The 16,709-nt window shown below is 71.2% G+C and carries 15 protein-coding genes; 5 read left to right on the forward strand and 10 right to left on the reverse strand.

The genetic code is table 11. The features are described from left to right. The first annotated feature begins 6 nt into the window (after positions 1-6). Complete coding sequence (locus ACZ63F_RS16965) at positions 7-813, forward strand: C40 family peptidase (protein WP_457697167.1); 807 nt, start codon at positions 7-9, stop codon at positions 811-813. A gap of 266 nt (positions 814-1,079) precedes the next feature. Then, positions 1,080-1,706: a peptide deformylase gene (gene def, locus ACZ63F_RS16970; protein ID WP_469711819.1), complete on the forward strand. Its 627-nt coding sequence runs from the start codon at positions 1,080-1,082 to the stop codon at positions 1,704-1,706. A gap of 6 nt (positions 1,707-1,712) precedes the next feature. Here def and ACZ63F_RS16975 read toward each other — a convergent pair whose 3' ends face one another. Next, the gene (locus ACZ63F_RS16975; protein WP_390642207.1) at positions 1,713-3,047 is read right to left on the reverse strand and encodes a geranylgeranyl reductase family protein; all 1,335 of its coding nucleotides are present in this window, start codon (positions 3,045-3,047) and stop codon (positions 1,713-1,715) included. A 48-nt stretch (positions 3,048-3,095) separates the two neighbouring features. Here ACZ63F_RS16975 and ACZ63F_RS16980 point away from each other — a divergent pair, with 48 nt between their 5' ends. After that, positions 3,096-3,632, forward strand: a complete 537-nt coding sequence (locus tag ACZ63F_RS16980) for a GNAT family N-acetyltransferase (RefSeq protein ID WP_469711821.1) — start codon at positions 3,096-3,098, stop codon at positions 3,630-3,632. A 110-nt stretch (positions 3,633-3,742) separates the two neighbouring features. Further along, on the forward strand, positions 3,743-4,054 hold the full coding sequence (locus ACZ63F_RS16985; RefSeq protein ID WP_469711822.1) for a PASTA domain-containing protein: 312 nt from the start codon (positions 3,743-3,745) through the stop codon (positions 4,052-4,054). Positions 4,055-4,180: 126 nt separating this feature from the next. Here the strand turns inward: ACZ63F_RS16985 and ACZ63F_RS16990 are convergent, their stop codons facing one another. The 4 genes from ACZ63F_RS16990 to ACZ63F_RS17005 are packed head-to-tail and all read right to left on the reverse strand — an operon-like array spanning position 4,181 to position 8,953. Further along, positions 4,181-4,876 (reverse strand): demethylmenaquinone methyltransferase, encoded by a 696-nt coding sequence (locus tag ACZ63F_RS16990; protein WP_351487518.1) that lies wholly within the window; start codon positions 4,874-4,876, stop codon positions 4,181-4,183. Positions 4,877-4,900: 24 nt separating this feature from the next. Next, entirely contained in the window at positions 4,901-6,220 is a 1,320-nt protein-coding gene (locus tag ACZ63F_RS16995; protein WP_469711824.1) for an acyltransferase family protein, read from the reverse strand. Then, the gene (locus ACZ63F_RS17000; protein ID WP_469711826.1) at positions 6,220-8,526 is read right to left on the reverse strand and encodes a bifunctional polysaccharide deacetylase/glycosyltransferase family 2 protein; all 2,307 of its coding nucleotides are present in this window, start codon (positions 8,524-8,526) and stop codon (positions 6,220-6,222) included. The genes ACZ63F_RS16995 and ACZ63F_RS17000 overlap by 1 nt, the downstream gene beginning before the upstream one ends. Positions 8,527-8,548: 22 nt before the next feature. Beyond that, positions 8,549-8,953 (reverse strand): hypothetical protein, encoded by a 405-nt coding sequence (locus ACZ63F_RS17005; RefSeq protein ID WP_469711827.1) that lies wholly within the window; start codon positions 8,951-8,953, stop codon positions 8,549-8,551. 305 nt (positions 8,954-9,258) lie between these two features. Between ACZ63F_RS17005 and ACZ63F_RS17010 the strand changes: the two genes are divergently transcribed. Further along, a complete protein-coding gene (locus tag ACZ63F_RS17010; RefSeq protein WP_469711829.1) occupies positions 9,259-10,335 on the forward strand; it encodes a chitinase in 1,077 nt (358 codons plus the stop codon). A gap of 102 nt (positions 10,336-10,437) precedes the next feature. Here ACZ63F_RS17010 and ACZ63F_RS17015 read toward each other — a convergent pair whose 3' ends face one another. From ACZ63F_RS17015 to ACZ63F_RS17035, 5 genes are all read right to left on the reverse strand, one after another. Then, positions 10,438-10,884: an imidazolonepropionase-like domain-containing protein gene (locus ACZ63F_RS17015; protein WP_469711830.1), complete on the reverse strand. Its 447-nt coding sequence runs from the start codon at positions 10,882-10,884 to the stop codon at positions 10,438-10,440. A 7-nt stretch (positions 10,885-10,891) separates the two neighbouring features. Continuing rightward, on the reverse strand, positions 10,892-12,091 hold the full coding sequence (gene mqnC, locus ACZ63F_RS17020; RefSeq protein ID WP_351487501.1) for a cyclic dehypoxanthinyl futalosine synthase: 1,200 nt from the start codon (positions 12,089-12,091) through the stop codon (positions 10,892-10,894). An 84-nt stretch (positions 12,092-12,175) separates the two neighbouring features. After that, on the reverse strand, positions 12,176-13,045 hold the full coding sequence (locus ACZ63F_RS17025) for a prepilin peptidase (protein WP_469711831.1): 870 nt from the start codon (positions 13,043-13,045) through the stop codon (positions 12,176-12,178). Beyond that, positions 13,042-16,044: a BTAD domain-containing putative transcriptional regulator gene (locus tag ACZ63F_RS17030; protein WP_469711833.1), complete on the reverse strand. Its 3,003-nt coding sequence runs from the start codon at positions 16,042-16,044 to the stop codon at positions 13,042-13,044. The genes ACZ63F_RS17025 and ACZ63F_RS17030 overlap by 4 nt, the downstream gene beginning before the upstream one ends. A gap of 241 nt (positions 16,045-16,285) precedes the next feature. Then, entirely contained in the window at positions 16,286-16,636 is a 351-nt protein-coding gene (locus tag ACZ63F_RS17035; RefSeq protein ID WP_351957498.1) for an SsgA family sporulation/cell division regulator, read from the reverse strand. Positions 16,637-16,709: the final 73 nt, after the last annotated feature.

A 16,709-nucleotide genomic window follows, 5' to 3' on the forward strand; every position in this document is an offset into this window, starting at 1 on the left:
GTTCCCATGTCCCACACCGCTCACATACGCAGCCACCGGAAACCCCGCCGCAGCGCGACGACAAGCATCGCCGTGCGCGCCGGAGTTGCCAGTGGCGTCCTCGGCATGGCAGCGGCGGGCGCGGCCTCGGCGAGTGCCGCCGAACCCGTGACGCAGACGCTCGAACTGCCCACCCTGACGGCCGATCTGGCCACCCAGGTGGCCCAGTCCGCCGACGCCACGCAGCAGGCTGCGGCGAACTACACCCTCCAGGCCGAGCGCGACGCGGCCGCCGCAAATGCCGCGAAGCAGGCCAAGGCGGACCTCGCCGAGGCCAAGCAGAAGGCCGAGGCCAAGAAGAAGAAGGCCGAGGAGGCCCGCAAGGCCGCCGCTGAGCGCGCCGCCTCGCGCAGCGCCGAGCGGACCACCCTCAGCGCCTCCACGAGCTCCAGCGCCTCCACGAGCACGTCCACGGCGACCGGTTCGGCGGCCGCGGTGGTCGCCTTCGTGAAGGCACAGATCGGTGACGCCTACGTCTCCGGCGGCACGGGCCCGAACTCGTGGGACTGCTCGGGCCTCGTCCAGGCCGCCTTCAAGTCGGTCGGTGTCAGCCTGCCGCGCGTCTCCCAGGACCAGTCGACGCAGGGCACCCAGGTCTCGCTGAGCAACCTCCAGCCCGGCGACATCCTCTACTGGGGCAGCGCCGGCAGCGCGTACCACGTGGCGGTGTACGTGGGCGACGGCATGTTCGTGGGCGCGCAGAACCCCTCCAGCGGCGTCGGTGAGCACCCGCTGTCGTACGACCCGCCGACCGGCGCGGTGCGGGTGCTCTGACAACCCGGGCAACCAAGACAACTCAGGCATCGCACAAGCACGGTAGGGCCGCAGCCGCTCGGGGGCAGCGGCCCTTCCGGCGTGCCCGCCCGGCCACGGACCGCCCCCTCCGTGCGGGCCGCCCCTCTCCCGGGTTCTCCACAGGCCGCAGCCCCTCGCGAGGGTTTTCCACAGCCCCGCCCGTGATCCGGTGACTCCTGGGATGCTCGGTGCAGGCCGCTCGCACACGGCGCGGCGGCCCCGAGATCCGAGAAGGAGACATCGCGATGCCACGCGTCTTCGTCCAGGGCGACCCCATGGACTACTACCCCCGGCACGCCCCCGAAGCCCGGCGCGGTTCGGTGCGCCGGATCACCGAGACCGGTGAGGACGTCCTGCACAAGCCGTGCCGGGACGTCACCGAGTTCGGTCCCGACCTCGCCGCGCTCATCGACGACATGTTCCGCACCATGTACATCGCCGAGGGAGCCGGCCTCGCCGCGAACCAAGTCGGGATCGACCTGCGGCTGTTCGTGTACGACTGCTCCGACGACGACGGTGTCCGACATGTCGGGCACATCGTCAACCCCGTCCTGGAGGCACCGGACCCGGCCGGGCGGCGGCTGCTCGACGAGGGCGAGGGCTGTCTGTCGGTGCCGGGGGCGGTGATGGACGTGCCGCGGCCGGACCGCGCGGTCGTGCACGGCCAGGACAAGGAAGGCAATCCGCTCACCATCGAGGGAACCGGGTATTTCGCCCGCTGCCTGGCGCACGAGACCGACCATGTGAACGGGCGCGTGTATCTCGACCGGCTGTCCCGGCGGGAGCGGAAGGAAGCGCTGCGGCAGATGGCGGACCGGCGGGAGGACGTCTACGCCCGCCGGGCCGCCAACATCGAGGCGACCGGCTCCTAGGAGCGGTCAGGCCTTCGGGGCCACCTTGCTCAGGCCGTTGATGATGCGGTCCATCGCGTCGCCGCCGGTCGGGTCGGTGAGGTTCGCCAGGAGCTTCAGGGTGAACTTCATCAGCAGCGGGTGGGTCAGGCCGCGCTGGGCGGCGATCTGCATGACCTTCGGGTTGCCGATGAGCTTCACGAAGGCGCGGCCCAGGGTGTAGTAGCCGCCGTAGGTGTCCTTGAGGACGCGCGGGTAGCGCTGCAGGGCCAGTTCGCGGCCGCTGGGCGTGGCCCGCGCGTGGGCCTGGACGATGACGTCGGCGGCGATCTGGCCGGATTCCATGGCGTAGGCGATGCCCTCGCCGTTGAAGGGGTTCACCAGGCCGCCGGCGTCGCCGACGAGGAGGAGGCCGCGGGTGTAGTGGGGCTGGCGGTTGAAGGCCATGGGGAGGGCGGCGCCGCGGATCGGGCCGGTCATGTTCTCGGGGGTGTAGCCCCAGTCCTCGGGCATGGAGGCGCACCAGGCCTTGAGGACCTCGCGCCAGTCCAGTTCCTTGAAGGAGTCGGAGGTGTTCAGGACGCCGAGACCCACGTTGGAGGTGCCGTCGCCCATGCCGAAGATCCAGCCGTAGCCGGGAAGGAGGCGGTCCTGGGGGCCGCGGCGGTCCCAGAGTTCCAGCCAGGACTCCAGGTAGTCGTCGTCGTGACGGGGGGAGGTGAAATAGGTCCGGACGGCCACGCCCATGGGGCGGTCCTCGCGGCGGTGCAGGCCCATCGCGAGGGAGAGCCGGGTGGAGTTGCCGTCGGCGGCCACGACGAGCGGGGCGTGGAAGGTGACTTCGCGCTTCTCCTCGCCGAGCTTGGCGTGCACGCCGGTGATCCGGCCGGTGCGGTCGTCGACGATCGGGGCGCCGACGTTGCAGCGCTCGTAGAGGCGGGCGCCCGCCTTCTGCGCCTGGCGGGCGAGCTGTTCGTCGAAGTCGTCGCGCTTGCGGACCAGGCCGTAGTCGGGGAAGGAGGCGAGATCCGGCCAGTCGAGCTGGAGGCGGGTGCCGCCGCCGATGATGCGCAGGCCCTTGTTGCGCAGCCAGCCGGCCTCCTCGGAGATGTCGATGCCCATGGCGACCAGCTGCTTCACCGCGCGCGGGGTGAGTCCGTCGCCGCACACCTTCTCGCGCGGGAACTCGGTCTTCTCCAGCAGGAGGACGTCGAGGCCGGACTTGGCGAGGTGGTAGGCCGTCGTGGAGCCGGCTGGCCCCGCGCCGACGACGATGACATCGGCGGTGTTTTCGGAGAGGGGCTCGGTCACGGCGGGGGCTCCCCAAGGCTCGAAATCTGCGTGCCGACCGGCACTGGACATGGGCAGTCTATTCAGCGGTACTGATCACCCTGCTGAAGGGCTGTCCCTGTGAACCGAGCTCTCCCCGCGGTACGGCTGCGTGTACCCACGCACGAGGACGCGTTCGCCTGGCACCGGGTCTTCGACGACCCCGAGGTCATGGAGTTCTACGGCGGCCGGGCCGCCGAGCTGTCCGTCTACGAGGAGCTCACCGCACGCCAGCGCCGGCACGACGCGGAGCTCGGGTTCTGCCTGTGGACGATGACCGACGAGGCCGGGCAGGTCATCGGGTTCACCGGCGCCCAGCCATGGGCGCCGGACTGGGGGCCCAGGGGCGAGATCGAGATCGGCTGGCGGCTCGGCCGGGCCCACTGGGGCAAGGGGTACGTGACGGCGGCGGCACACATGACGCTGGGGCGGCTGCGGGCGGCGGGCGTGCCGACGGTGGTGGCGATGGTGCGGCCGGGCAACGAGCGGTCCGTCGCGGTGACCCGGCGCCTCGGGATGGAACTGCGGGAGACGTTCCCGCACCCGCGCCTGCCGGAGGAGGCGCTCTGCTTCCGGCTCGACCTGCGGGGTGGCAGCATGTCCGACTACACAGAGTGACGATCTGTTACAGAAAGACACTTGGCGCTTCCGGCCGCCACGTGCCGCGGGTTACCCTTCCAGTACCGCTGGGGGTGACATCTGTGCATATAACACCCAAAACACCCGAAGTGCGCGTGCCACGGCTGGTCGGACTGATGGCCGTGGACGCGCGCGAGACCGCCCGGTCGCGAGGTCTGTTCCTCAACGCGCCGGACCGGCCCGACTTCCATCTCACGGTCGTCGACTATGTCGTGCGCCAGTTCCCGCAGCCCGGTGCCGAGGTGCCGCGGGACTCGATGGTGTACGTGTGGTTCGACTTCGGTGAGGGCGAGGGCGGCGGAGGCGTGCGCGAGCCACGCATCCCACGGCCGCCCAGTGGCGGGCTGCAGCGGGAGCTGGACCAGCCCGGGGACCACACCTTCGAGGTGAGCAGCCTGTGAGTCACCGGCCGGTAAGTCCCAGGCCGGTAAGTCCCAGGCCGGTGAGTCCCACGCTGGTGAGTCCCAGGCCGGCGAGCCCCACGCTGGTGAGTCAAGGCTGGTGAGTCCCAGGCCGGGGCTCAGGACTCAGGCCTCCTTGAAGCCCCGGTGCAGGGCGACGATCCCGCCGGTGAGGTTGCGCCAGGCCACCTTCGACCAGCCCGCCTCGCGCAGCCGGCCGGCCAGCGCGGGCTGGTCGGGCCAGGCGCGGATGGACTCGGCGAGGTAGACGTAGGCGTCCGGGTTGGAGGAGACCGCGCGGGCGACCGGCGGCAGGGCACGCATCAGGTACTCGGTGTAGACGGTCCGGAAGGGCGCCCAGGTCGGGTGCGAGAACTCGCAGATCACGACCCTTCCGCCGGGCCGCGTCACCCGGTACATCTCGCGCAGGGCCGCGTCGGTGTCCTGGACGTTGCGCAGCCCGAAGGAGATCGTCACGGCGTCGAAGGTGTCGTCCCCGAACGGCAGCCGGGTGGCGTCCCCGGCGGTGAAGGGCATCCAGGCGTTGCGGCGCTTGCCGACCTGGAGCATGCCCAGGGAGAAGTCACAGGGCACGACGTAGGCGCCGGCCCTGACGAACGGCTGGGAGGAGGTGCCCGTGCCGGCCGCCAGGTCCAGGATCTTCTGCGCGGGGCGCGCGTCGACCGCCTTGGCGACCTCCTTCCGCCACTGCCGGTCCTGGCCGAGCGACAGGACGTCGTTGGTCAGGTCGTACCGTTCCGCCACGTCGTCGAACATCGAGGCGACTTCGTGCGGCTGCTTGTTCAGGGAAGCGCGGGTCACGCCCGCCATTCTTGCAGCACGCCCTCAGGGCAGAAGCTTCGGCTTCTTCTTCGCGGCCACGTCCTCCACCCAGCCGCACGCCACGACGAACACCGCGATCAGGATCCAGCCGACGCCGAACATGAACCACTGGCTGTCCAGCGGGAGCCATTTCTCGAACGCGGGCACGTTCCACATCTGGTCGATCAGCGGGACCGCGAGGACCAGGGCGATCTCGTGCCAGAGGTAGATCGTCACCGCGCGGGCGTTGAAGATCGTGACCGTCCGGTCGAGCTTCCGGTGGCGGGTCAGCCAGGCGAAGTCGATCTTGAAGTAGGCCTTCGCCCACATCAGCAGCATCACGAACCCGGCCGACCAGAACGCCTGCGCGAGGGGGTTCTCGTCCAGGTCGTAGGTGCCGAAGTCGGCCTGGTGCGAGAAGGCGTACCAGCCGCCGTAGCCGACGGCGGCGAACGAGCCCACGATCACCAGGCCCGGCTTCATCCGCCGGAGCACGCCGTCGCGGTGCGCGAAGCCGAGGATCCAGCAGAAGAGGTACGTCGACAGGTCCCACAGGGCACTGCCGAAGCGGTTGTCCGGGCCGGACCAGACGAAGTTCAGCACCAGGATCGGGGCGAGGGACAGCAGGAGCACCGGGATCGGGGCCTTGCGGAAGATCCACAGCAGCGCCGGCGAGAGGAGGACGAACCAGAGGTAGGTGCGCAGGTACCAGAGGATCTCCCAGGCCTGCTCGCCCCACGCGTTGCCCGGCGGGTCGCCGAGCGGCACGATCCAGTAGACGATCTGCCAGCCCGGCATCCAGCCGTGGATCAGCATCGCCAGGACGACGAAGAAGCCCCAGAACCAGAAGGGCGGGAGGAGACGGCGGAGGCGGCTCATGACGACCTTCGGAGCGGGGCGCTCCAGGGACTTCGCCATGAGGGTGCCGGCGAGGCCGAACATGATGCCCATGGAGGGGAACACCATGCCGCACCAGGCCCAGCCGAAGGTGTGGTAGGTGACGACGCGGATGAGGGCGACGGCGCGGAGGGTGTCGAAGTAACGGTCCCTCGCAGGGAGCTTGGGCCGAGGGTCGGTGTCCTTGGCGTCTGTTGAAACGATGCCCGGCGCTGTCGGCTGCGGATCCGGTTCGAGTACCGGCTCCGGCTCCACCAGGGGCAGTGGGGCCGTCTGGTCAGGTGCCGGAGCGTGGATGTGGTCGGGGTACGGCTGTTGCGCGCACTGCTGCTGGCCGCCGTACGGGGTGTAGTCGTAGCCGTTGTAGCCCTGCTGGTACGGGTTCTGCTGGTACGGGTTCTGCTGGTACGGGCCCTGCTGGTACGGGTTCTGCTGGTCCCAGGTCATCAGCCGCTCACTCCTGCCGGGGTGCCGACCTCGCCGGTGCGCTTGAGTTTCTGCCAGCGCAGGCGGCCGCCGGTGAGGGCGGTGATGCAGGAGTGGATGAGGACGAGGTACATCATCTGGCGGTAGGCCAACTGCTGCAGCGGCATCATCGCGAGGTACCGGTACTTCTCCTTGTCCAGGCGGAACGCGTAGGCGGCGCAGGCCAGTTGGATGCCGAGGACGGCGAGCCAGGCCAGCAGGGCGGCCTCGAAGTCGACGAAGATCATGGAGTAGACCGTGAACACGTCGATGAGCGGGGCGAAGACCGGGGTGACGATCTGGAAGAGGACGACCAGGGGCATGCCGACGCGTCCGAAGCGGCCCGACGGGCCCCTGTCCGTCAGGGACTTGCGGTGCTTCCACAGGGCCTGCATGGTGCCGTAGGACCAGCGGTAGCGCTGGGACCACAGCTGCTTCAGCGAACCGGGCGCCTCCGTCCAGGCCTTGGCGTGCTCCTGGTAGACGACCCGCCAGCCCGCACGGTGCATGGCGATGGTGATGTCCGTGTCCTCGGCGAGGGTGTCCTCGCTCATCCCGCCGACCCCCAGGACCGCCTCGCGGCGGAACGCGCCGATGGCACCGGGGATGGTGGGCATGCAGCGCAGCAGGTCGTACATGCGGCGGTCGAGGTTGAAGCCCATCACGTACTCGATGTGCTGCCAGGCGCCGATGACCGTGTTGCGGTTGCCGACCTTGGCGTTGCCGGCGACCGCGCCGACCTCGGGGTCGGCGAACGGCTGCACGAGGTGCCGTACCGTGTCCGGCTCGAAGACCGTGTCGCCGTCCATCATCACGACGATGTCGTAACTGGCGTTGCGCACACCGTTGTTGAGGGCGGCGGGCTTGCCCGCGTTCTCCTGGCGGATGACCCGGACGTTGGGCATGCCGAGCTTGTCGGCGGCGGCGCGGGCGATCTCCGAGGTGCCGTCCGTGGAGCCGTCGTCGACGACGATGACCTCGATCGGGTGGGTGCTCTGCGCCAGCGACTCCAGGGTGTTGGCGATGCACTCCTTCTCGTTGTACGCCGGGACGATCACGCTCACCGGCCGGGTGACGGTCGGCCCCCAGCTGAACCGGCGTTTGTTGCGCTGTCTGTAGTGGCGGCGGGCAATGAGCAGCATCATCCCGAAGCGGCCCATCACCGCGACGCCGACGACGAACAGCAGGCCGGAGAGGACGGGCAGGGCCCACTCGGCTATCGCGACCGCCACGATGAGGGCCTTGCCCTCGTAGAGGGTCATGCCGGTGGCGGTGCGGTGGGCCGCCTGGAGGCGGGGGACGGTGGTGGCGGGGGTGCCTGTTCCGGTCACGCCTGCCTCGGTGAGGCCGGTGGTGGCCGGGCCGTTCGTGGCGGTGCTCGCGGCGGCGGTCTGCCGGCTCGCGGCGTTCCGCTTCTCGATGACACCGCTGACGGTGGTGAAGGTGTAGCCCTTCGCCTTCATCTTCTCGATGTACTGCGGCAGCGCCTTGATGGTCTGCGAGCGCTCACCGCCGGCATCGTGGAACAGGACGGCGGCCCCCTTGGTGCCGCTCGGGGTGGCCCACTTGACGATCTTCGAGACGCCCGGCTTCTTCCAGTCGTCGCTGTCGGTGTCGACGAAGACGCTGGTGTAGCCCTCGTCGCCGAGCTTTTTGTAGACCGGCCAGCTGTAGTTGTCGATGGCGTCCGTCTCCGAGGAGTACGGCGCGCGGAAGAGGGTCGTGGTGATGCCGGCCGCGCCCGCCAGCGCGAGCTGCGTCTGCTGCATCTCGCGGTTGACCCGGGCGTCGCTCTGGTACGAGAGGTCGACGTGCGTGAACGTGTGGATGCCGACCTCGTTGCCCTGCTGGACCATCGTCTTCACGATGCCCGGGTAGCGCGACACCATCGAGCCGACCAGGAAGAACGTGGCGGGCACGTCGTACTGCTTCAGGATCTTGAGGACCTGGGGGGTGTAGGTCGGGTTCGGACCGTCGTCGAAGGTGAGGGCGATGGTCTTGGAGGGGACCGAGACGGTGGTCGCCCGGCCGCCCCGGAAGGTGAGGATCGGGCCGCCGTCGAGGACCTTGTCCGGGACCTTGCTCGAACTGGCTCCGGTGCGCACCCGCTGGTCGCCGCCGACCTCTGCGCGCAGATAGCCGTCGAGCAGCATCACGCAGGTCAGCGCCAGCAGGAGCAGCAGGGCGAGGATGACACGCGGTTTCTGCAGCGCCGCGGCCCGGCCCGCCGCCCGCTCGATGCGGGTGGGGGCGCGCCTGCGGCCGCGTGCGGACGTCGGAGTAGTCATGGGGAGAGGCCTGCGTTCCCGGTCAGTCCGCGGTGGCGGATGCGGAGGAGGACGGGGTGACGGACGGGGTGGCGGCGGACGGGGTGACGGCGGTCGAAGGCGACGCCGAGGGGCGGCCGCTGGGAAGGCCGGCCTGCCGGCCGATGCCGCCCTGCGGGCGTTCGACGCCGGGGGCGTTGCCGGCGCGCGCGAAGTCGGGGATCAGCGAGTCCGGGGTGAGCGAGGTTCCCCAGCCCATGAAGGCGGCGCCGAGCACTCCGGTGTAGGCGAGGCAGACGACGCCGAGGAGGAGGCCGACGCGCCGCAGCACCTTGGAGCGGCGCCCGGAGGAGTCGACGAAGACGGGCCCCTCGGCAGCCCGGTTGCCTTGTTTGCGGCGGCGACCGCGCCCCGCGGCGCGGCTTTCGATGGCAGGCTCGGATTGCATTCCACGGATATTAGGGAGCCTTTATGTGATCGTCTTCGGAGTTCTTGTGAGGCGCCCATGAAAAACCCCTTGACCTGTCTTTTCGCTGAGAGATTCTGTGAACACCTGCGGGGGCGAGCAGGGGCGGGAAACTGCCCGAACGCCCCTTTCGCGCCGCACCTTTCGCCCTCTTCGCCCCCTTCATTCCATGAGGTTTCCATGTATTGATCGAAGCGTTGAACACCATGACCGTGTGAGACGTTTTCCTTTGGAATCAGGCTTTGTTTCGAGCCTGAGACACACATCACGAGAGCGGGTGCATGTAAATGCGGAGTTTCCTCAGGCCGGCTGCCGGGCTTACCTGCCTGTTTGCCATGGCAGTCACGGGGTGCTCCTCGGGGTCCGGCGCCACGTCGGACGCGGCGCCCGCACCGTCCCAGAAGGCGTCGGCGTCCGCGTCGGCCTCCGCGAGCGAGGCCGACGGGTCGGGCGGTTCTGGTGGTTCGGGTGGTTCGGGCGGCTCCGGCACGTCCTACGCGCCCTACGTCAGCGCGACGGAGGCCGCCGGCACGGACGACGCGGGGTCGCCCTCGACGTACAACCTGGCCTTCGTGATCGCCGACGGCAGCAGCTGCACGCCCGCGTGGAACGGGACGGACGCCATCGGCAATTCGGCCGTGAAGGCGCGGATCTCCAAGCTCAAGGAGGACGGCGCGTCGGTCCGGGTGTCCTTCGGCGGGGCCTCCGGCAAGGAACTGGCGACGACCTGCTCCAGCGCGTCGCAACTCGCCGCCGCGTACGGCGCCGCGCTGGACGCCGCGGGCTCCACGCAGGCCGACTTCGACATCGAGGGCGACACGCTGACCGACTCCGGCTCGGTCGCCCTGCGGTCGCAGGCGATCGCGCTGCTCCAGAAGGAACGGCCGGACCTGGAGGTCTCCTTCACGCTCCCCGTGATGCCGTCCGGACTGGACTCCGACAGCCTCGCGCTGCTGGCGTCCGCGAACAAGTACGACGTGCAGGTCTCGACGGTCAACATCATGACCATGAACTACGGCGAGTCGTACGACGGGGACATGGGCGACTACGCGCTCACCTCGGCGAAGGCCGCGCACACGCAGCTGAAGAAGGTGTTCGGGCTGTCGGACGCGGCAGCGTGGGGCGGGATGGCGCTGACGTCGATGATCGGGGTCAACGACGTCGACGGGGAGACGTTCTCGTTGTCCGACGCGAAGGACGTACGGGCGTTCGCGGAGGAGGAGGGGGTCGCGTGGGTGTCGATGTGGTCGACGTTCCGGGATCAGCAGTGCGCGAGTGGGAGTTCGGGGGATGACGACGCGGCTACGAACTGCAGCGGGGTGACTCAGAGTTCGGGGGCGTTTGGGGAGGCGTTCGCCGGTTGAGTGTCGTCTACGGGATGAGTGTCGTGTGCGGGATGAGTGTCGTGTGCGGGTGAGTGGGGGGGCTGGTCGCGCAGTTCCCCGCGCCCCCAAAAGCAGGTCGGACTAGCGCCGCCTGTGCACCAGGCGGCCCGCGCACACCGTGGCGAGGCACTCCCCCGCCTCGTCGAACACCGCCAGGTCAGCCCTGGCGTTCTCGTTGAGGCGGGTCCGAGGGGCGCGGGTCAGCACCAGGACGTCGTTCCGGGCCGCCGCGGCTCGGAGTTCCGGGGAGTCGGCGTGCCGTTCGAGGACAGCCGTCGCACCCGACTTCAGCACCGCGTGCACGCGTTCCCGCGGCGTCGGGGCGTCCGGGAGCGCGTGTTCGTGGACGCGCGCCGGGCCGAGTACTCCGGGCCAGTTCCGCACCCGGGTGCCCGGGAAGCGCTCCAGCAGGTCCGCCAGGGTGCCCACCGCGGCGATCCGGCCGTCCTCGACGACGACGGCGCCGTCCCCGAGGGCGGCACCGCCCCAGTCGTGGCGAACCTCCGCCGCCGCGTGAATCGTCAGCACGGCGAGGTCAGTTGGAGGCGAGGAGCTTCAGCTCGGGGTGGGCGGTGCCGCCCTCGATCGCCGTCGAGGAGATGTGGGACATCACCCGCTCGTCGACCGGGTCGTTCGCCGGGTCGTCGTGGACCACGAGGTGCTCGTAGGTGGTGGCGCGCTGCGCCGGGACGCGGCCCGCCTTGCGGATCAGGTCGATGATCTCCAGGCGGTTGGAGCGGTGCTTGGCGCCGGCGGAGGAGACGACGTTCTCCTCCAGCATGATCGAGCCGAGGTCGTCCGCGCCGTAGTGGAGCGAGAGCTGGCCGACCTCCTTGCCGGTCGTCAGCCAGGAGCCCTGGATGTGGGCGACGTTGTCCATGAAGAGGCGGGCGATCGCGATCATCCGCAGGTACTCGAAGAGCGTGGCCTGCGTGCGGCCCTTCAGGTGGTTGTTCTCGGGCTGGTAGGTGTACGGGATGAAGGCACGGAAGCCGCCCGTGCGGTCCTGGACGTCCCGGATCATCCGCAGGTGCTCGATGCGCTCGGCGTTGGTCTCACCGGTGCCCATCAGCATGGTCGACGTGGACTCGACGCCCAGCCGGTGCGCCGTCTCCATGATCTCCAGCCAGCGCTCGCCGCTCTCCTTGAGGGGCGCGATCGCCTTGCGGGGGCGCTCGGGGAGGAGCTCCGCGCCGGCGCCCGCGAAGGAGTCCAGGCCGGCCTCGTGGATGCGGGTGATCGCCTCCTCGACGGAGACGCCGGAGATCCTGGCCATGTGCTCGACCTCGGAGGCGCCCAGGGAGTGGATCACCAGCTGCGGGAACGCGTCCTTGATCGCCTTGAAGTGCTTCTCGTAGTACTCGACGCCGTAGTCCGGGTGGTGGCCGCCCTGGAACATGATCTGGGTGCCGCCCAGTTCGACCGTCTCCGCGCAGCGGCGCAGGATGTCGTCGAGATCGCGGGTCCAGCCCTTGGCGGTGTCCTTGGGGGCCGCGTAGAAGGCGCAGAACTTGCACGCCGTGACGCACACGTTCGTGTAGTTGATGTTCCGCTCGATGATGTACGTCGCGATGTGCTCGGTGCCCGCGTACCGGCGGCGGCGTACCGCGTCGGCGGCGGCGCCCAGCGCGTGCAGCGGGGCGTCGCGGTAGAGGTCGAGCGCCTCTTCCGGGGTGATCCGCCCACCGGCAGCGGCACGGTCGAGGACGGACTGAAGGTCGGCCTTCTCGGTCACCGGGCGCGTCCCTTTCGTAATGGCTTGTGGACGGACCGAACCAGCCTACGCCAGCCCCGCGCCCGCCCCTCGAACGGCCCGGCCTCAGGCCGTGTACGCCCCCACCAGCAGCCCCGCGAACGCCCCCGCGATCAGGAACGGCCCGAACGCGATCGCCGTCTTGCGTCCCGCCCGCCGTAGGACGACGAGCGCACCGCCGTACAGCGCGCCCAGCAGGAACCCGGCGAAGGTGCCGAGCAGCACGGTGGGCCAGCCGTACCAGCCGAGGACGGCGCCCGTGCCGAGGGCCAGCTTGACGTCGCCGAAGCCCATGCCGCCCGGATTGACGAGGAAGAGGACGAAGTAGGCGCCGGCGAGGGCGAGGGCCGCGTAGAGGGAGGTGAGCCAGTCACCGGCGTGCTCGGGAAGCAGGGCGGCCACGCCGAGGAGGGCGGGGGCGGCGGCCGCGAGGGGGAGGGTGAGGGGGTCGGGGAGCCGCTGCACCCGGAAGTCCACCACCGCGAGCAGGACGCCGACGGGGGCCAGGAGCAGCCAGACGGCGAGTTCGGGGCGGGTGCCGGTGGCCAGCGCCAGGGCGGCGCAGACCGTTGCGGTGGCGAGAGCGAGGGCGAGGGGGGCGGGTGCGGGTGCGTGGGTGGTTGCGGTTTTGGGGTTCCCACCCGCACCACCCGTGACAGTTTCGTGGTCGGGTGCGGGTGGCCCCTGTGGGGCGTTCTCGCCGTCGGCGGCCGCGGGTCCGTGGCCAGTTGGTTCGGCGGCGGCGGTCGTCGCGCAGGCGTCGCAGGGCACGCGGCCCAGCCAGCCTTTGACGGGGTGGCCGGCGGGGCACTGGGCGCGCCACTCCTCCCCCGCCGGTACCGAGAAGCGGTACGCGGCGCGGGGCAGCAGGGACCCGGCCGTCGCGCCCCAGAGGGCGGCGGCGGCCGGGAGGGCGACGTCGAGGGCGGTGGTCATCCGGTGGCGGCGGCGCCGTCGCGCCAGGTGGGGAGGAGTTCGTCGAGGAGGGCCTCGGTGCGCGGGGGCAGGCCGCGCGCACCGCTGCGGGCGATCAGGTCGGCGGCGAGGGCGCGCAGCCGGTCCGGGTCGCCGGTGGCGTGCGTGGCGCGCAGCAGCTCGTTCCAGAGGCGCTCGTCCTCCGGCGCGGTCCGCAGGGCCGCGCCGAGTGCCTCGATCGCCTTCTCCGCGCGGTCCTTCTCCAGGTGGAACGCGGACAGCGCGAGGCCGATGTCGGCGACGAGCAGCGGCAGCTGGGCGTCGATGATCTCGTGGGTGAGCCAGCGGTAGCGGCCCTCCGCGCGGTCGGCGAGCAGCGGGCCGCGCACCAGGACGAGCGCGTCGGTGAGGAGGCGGCCGCGGACCGCGCGGCTCTCGACACCCTTGCCCTGGGTGGCCTCGTAGTAGAGGGAGCGCAGCACGTCGAGGTCGGAGACGACGGACTTGGCGAGCGTGAGGCGGCCTGCCGCGTCCGCGCGCAGCCGGGGGCTGCCGTCGGGGTCGGTGCCGAGCCAGCCCCGCAGCCGCTCCAGGAGGGCGTCGCGGACGTCCTCCGTGACGCCCCGCGGCCACAGCGCGGACGACAGCACCCGCGGGTGCACGCCCTCGCGGTGCAGGAGAAGGAGGGCGAGGGCCTCGTGGAGGAGGGGGCTGCGGTCCCCGTCGGGGGTGTCCAGGCCGATGATCTCGTACGGGCCGACGAGCCGCGCGTACACCGCGGGGCGGCCCTGCTCGCTGATGTCGACGAGGAACGGCGGGGTGGTGGTGGGTCCGTCGGGGTCGCGCTCGGGGTCGGACTCCACGAAGAGTTCGACGACCGCGCGCTGCTGGACCGCGGGCAGCAGCTGGGCCTGGAGTTCGAGGCCGAGGAGCGGGGCGAGGAGCCTGCCGTCCGGGGTGATCTCCATCGCCCAGGCGGCGCCGGGGAGGTCGTCGCGCTCGCTGCCGACCAGGTAGCCGATGCCGAGCCGGGCGGCGTCGGCGGCGAGTTCGGCGAGGCGCACGGCGTCCTCGGCGGACGGCTGGGTGGCGAGCAGGACGAGGTTCGGCGCCCAGCGGGTGTGCTGGGCGGGCCCGGTGCGGCCGGTGAGGACGGAGTGGTGGTCGGCGGCGCCGAGCGCGCCCCGCCGCTGCCGGGTCTCCGCCTCCATCGTCTCGAACAGCGCCTCCACGTCGTCGAGATGGCGCAGCCGGTTGGGGGCGAGCGGGGTGAGGTCCGCGCCGAAGCCGACGAGGGTGATGGTCATCCGGTCCGACCAGCCGTTGGTGGCGAGTTCGGCGGCGACGGAGGCGAACACGGCGGCCCGGTCGGCCTCGCGGCCGCTCAGCGAGACGATCCCGGGCACGGCCTCCAGGTTGAGCAGCAGCCGCGAGTCGTCCATGGTGCCGAGGCTGACCAGACCGGGGTAGGGGGCGGCCGCGTCGGTGTCCTCGTAGCGCTCGGCGTCCGCGCGCGACAGCGTCCAGAACGTCTGGTCCTGGCCGAGCTGCCAGGGCGCCGGCGGCTTGCCGGCCGGCTGGGCGAGCTGCAGGTGCAGGTCGCCGTGGCTGAGCCAGGCCGCGTAGACGACGGGCAGCGAACGGGACTCGGCGGTGAGGGCGGCGGCGAGTCCGCGCAGCGACCGGTCGAGCTGTCGTACGCCCTCCGGGTCGGCGCCGACCAGCAGCGCGTCCTGCACGTCCTGGGCGTCGCCGGCCGGGATCGGCGGTTCCATGCCGCGGCGGCCGCCGACGGCACCGAGCGCCGACTGCCACAGGGCCTGCCGGCGCCGGCGGCCGAGGGCGGCGAGCAGCCCGGCGGCGAGGAGAGGGGCGCCGAGCAGTGCCTCGGACAGGCCGAAGGACGAGGAGGACGAGGAGGACGAGGAGGAGGAGGAGTGCGCGGAGGTCTCGTGGGCGGCGGGGGCGCCGGTGTCGGCGCTCTGGCGCTGGCTCGGCACTGTGATCTGGGCGGTGGCCCCGTCGCCGCCCGCGTGCTGCCCGCCGCCCTGCTCCTGGTGCTGATGCTGCTGCTGGTGCTGGGCGTGGTCGCCGGTCTGCGCGTAGTCGCCGATCTGCTGCCGGACCTCCGGCGAGACGTGCGCGTCGGGGTTCTCGACGAGTTCGCCGCCGTGCGCGTCGCCGGGCATCTCCATGATCCAGCCGGGGCGGATGAGGCTGGCCTCGGAGAGCCGGGAGCCGTCGGGCTGGATGCGGTCCTTGTTGAGTTCGTAGATCTCCTTGTACCGGCGGCCGTCGCCGAGGTGGCGTTGCGCGATCTCCCACAGGGAGTCGTGGTGGCGGCCCTCGGGGGGCTGGATCCGGTAGTACTTCGTCGCCCCGTGCGCGGCGGTGGAGCCGCCCTGTTCGGCCTGGGCCGCGGCGTGGCCGGCCTGCTCGGCGAGGGCGGCGGCGGTGCTCTTCGCCTGCTCCTGCTGCTGGGCGAGGATGCCGGGGGTCGCCTGGGCGGTGGCCACCGTGCCCTTCTGGTTGCCCTCCAGACTGTGGCCGAGCTGGGAGAGGCCCGGGGTGAAGCTGGCGGCGGTGGCGCCGACCAGCAGCAGCGCGGCGACGAGCTGACGGGCGAGCAGCTGGCTGGGACCGGCGCCGGGAACCCGGCCGGGCAGGCCGACACCGGAGACGGCGGCCTTGACCTCCACCAGCACGCAGGCCGTGAACTGGGCCCAGGCCAGCCAGACGACGACCGTCAGCGCGTTCAGGAACGTCTGCACGTCGATCGGCTGCGACAGCCAGTCCATGCTGGGCGCGCTGCGCGGCAGGGGCCAGCCGACGGTCACGGCGAGGGCGCCGGGGACGCCGACGACGAGGACCAGCAGCACCACGAAGGCGAGGAACGCCTTGACGACGTCCCCGAACGTACGCCGGCGCAGCCGCACCGGCTGCGGGGTCCGGTTCCGCGGACCCGACGGGGCGGTGCCCGTCGGCCTTCCCGTCGAGCTTGATGTGCTGCGTCGCGCCATGGCGGGTGTCCCGGGGTCGTGTGTGGAAGGAGTGGGCCGGGGGCGCATCGAGCCAGCCGAGGTCCCCTTGACGATCCTATTGACTGGCACCGACAGCGTCGAAGGGGTAGAACGCGGCGCCGCGGGAGCAGAACGGCCAACCGTCGCCCGAATTCTCCGCTTTCGCCAACCCGCGCCACATTGGCCGGAGTTACCGCCACCCGACCTGCGCACACCCTCTCCACATGCCCCACACGGTCCGTCAGCCGCCGACGCGCAGCGAGGACAGCAGGAAGCGGGTGAGGGCGGAGGTCGGGAAGCTGACCGCCGCCACGCCCTCGTCCGCGCGGAGTTCGACGACCGTGCGGGAGTCGCCGTACGGGCGCACGTGCACGTTGCCGAGCGCGGCCGGACCCGCCAGGCCCTCCTCCAGCAGGGCCCGCGCGAAGGTCCAGGTGACCTCCTCGCCGTCCAGGGAGATCCACGGCGGGAAGACGAAGTGCACGGCCTGCGGGTCGGCCGAGGTGTAGCGGAGCGTCGCGGGGACCGCCACCTCCTGCTCGTCGGCGGTGAGCAGGCGGGCGCCGGTGGGCTGCTCGAGCGTGATGGGCACGGATCGTCTCCGGGGTGCGTGATGGGCCGTCGTACAAGTGAGAGACCCCGGACCCGGATTGATTACGCCGGAA

It is taken from the genome of Streptomyces sp. NPDC104761 (assembly GCF_055583445.1).

Coding starts and splice junctions, on each gene's coding strand:
- ACZ63F_RS16965 (WP_457697167.1), top strand. CDS start 7: ATGTCCCACACCGCTCACATACGCAGCCACCGGAAACCCCGCCGCAGC.
- def (WP_469711819.1), top strand. CDS start 1,080: ATGCCACGCGTCTTCGTCCAGGGCGACCCCATGGACTACTACCCCCGG.
- ACZ63F_RS16975 (WP_390642207.1), bottom strand. CDS start 3,047: ATGTCCAGTGCCGGTCGGCACGCAGATTTCGAGCCTTGGGGAGCCCCC.
- ACZ63F_RS16995 (WP_469711824.1), bottom strand. CDS start 6,220: ATGACCTGGGACCAGCAGAACCCGTACCAGCAGGGCCCGTACCAGCAG.
- ACZ63F_RS17000 (WP_469711826.1), bottom strand. CDS start 8,526: ATGACTACTCCGACGTCCGCACGCGGCCGCAGGCGCGCCCCCACCCGC.
- ACZ63F_RS17005 (WP_469711827.1), bottom strand. CDS start 8,953: ATGCAATCCGAGCCTGCCATCGAAAGCCGCGCCGCGGGGCGCGGTCGC.
- ACZ63F_RS17010 (WP_469711829.1), top strand. CDS start 9,259: ATGCGGAGTTTCCTCAGGCCGGCTGCCGGGCTTACCTGCCTGTTTGCC.
- ACZ63F_RS17025 (WP_469711831.1), bottom strand. CDS start 13,045: ATGACCACCGCCCTCGACGTCGCCCTCCCGGCCGCCGCCGCCCTCTGG.
- ACZ63F_RS17030 (WP_469711833.1), bottom strand. CDS start 16,044: ATGGCGCGACGCAGCACATCAAGCTCGACGGGAAGGCCGACGGGCACC.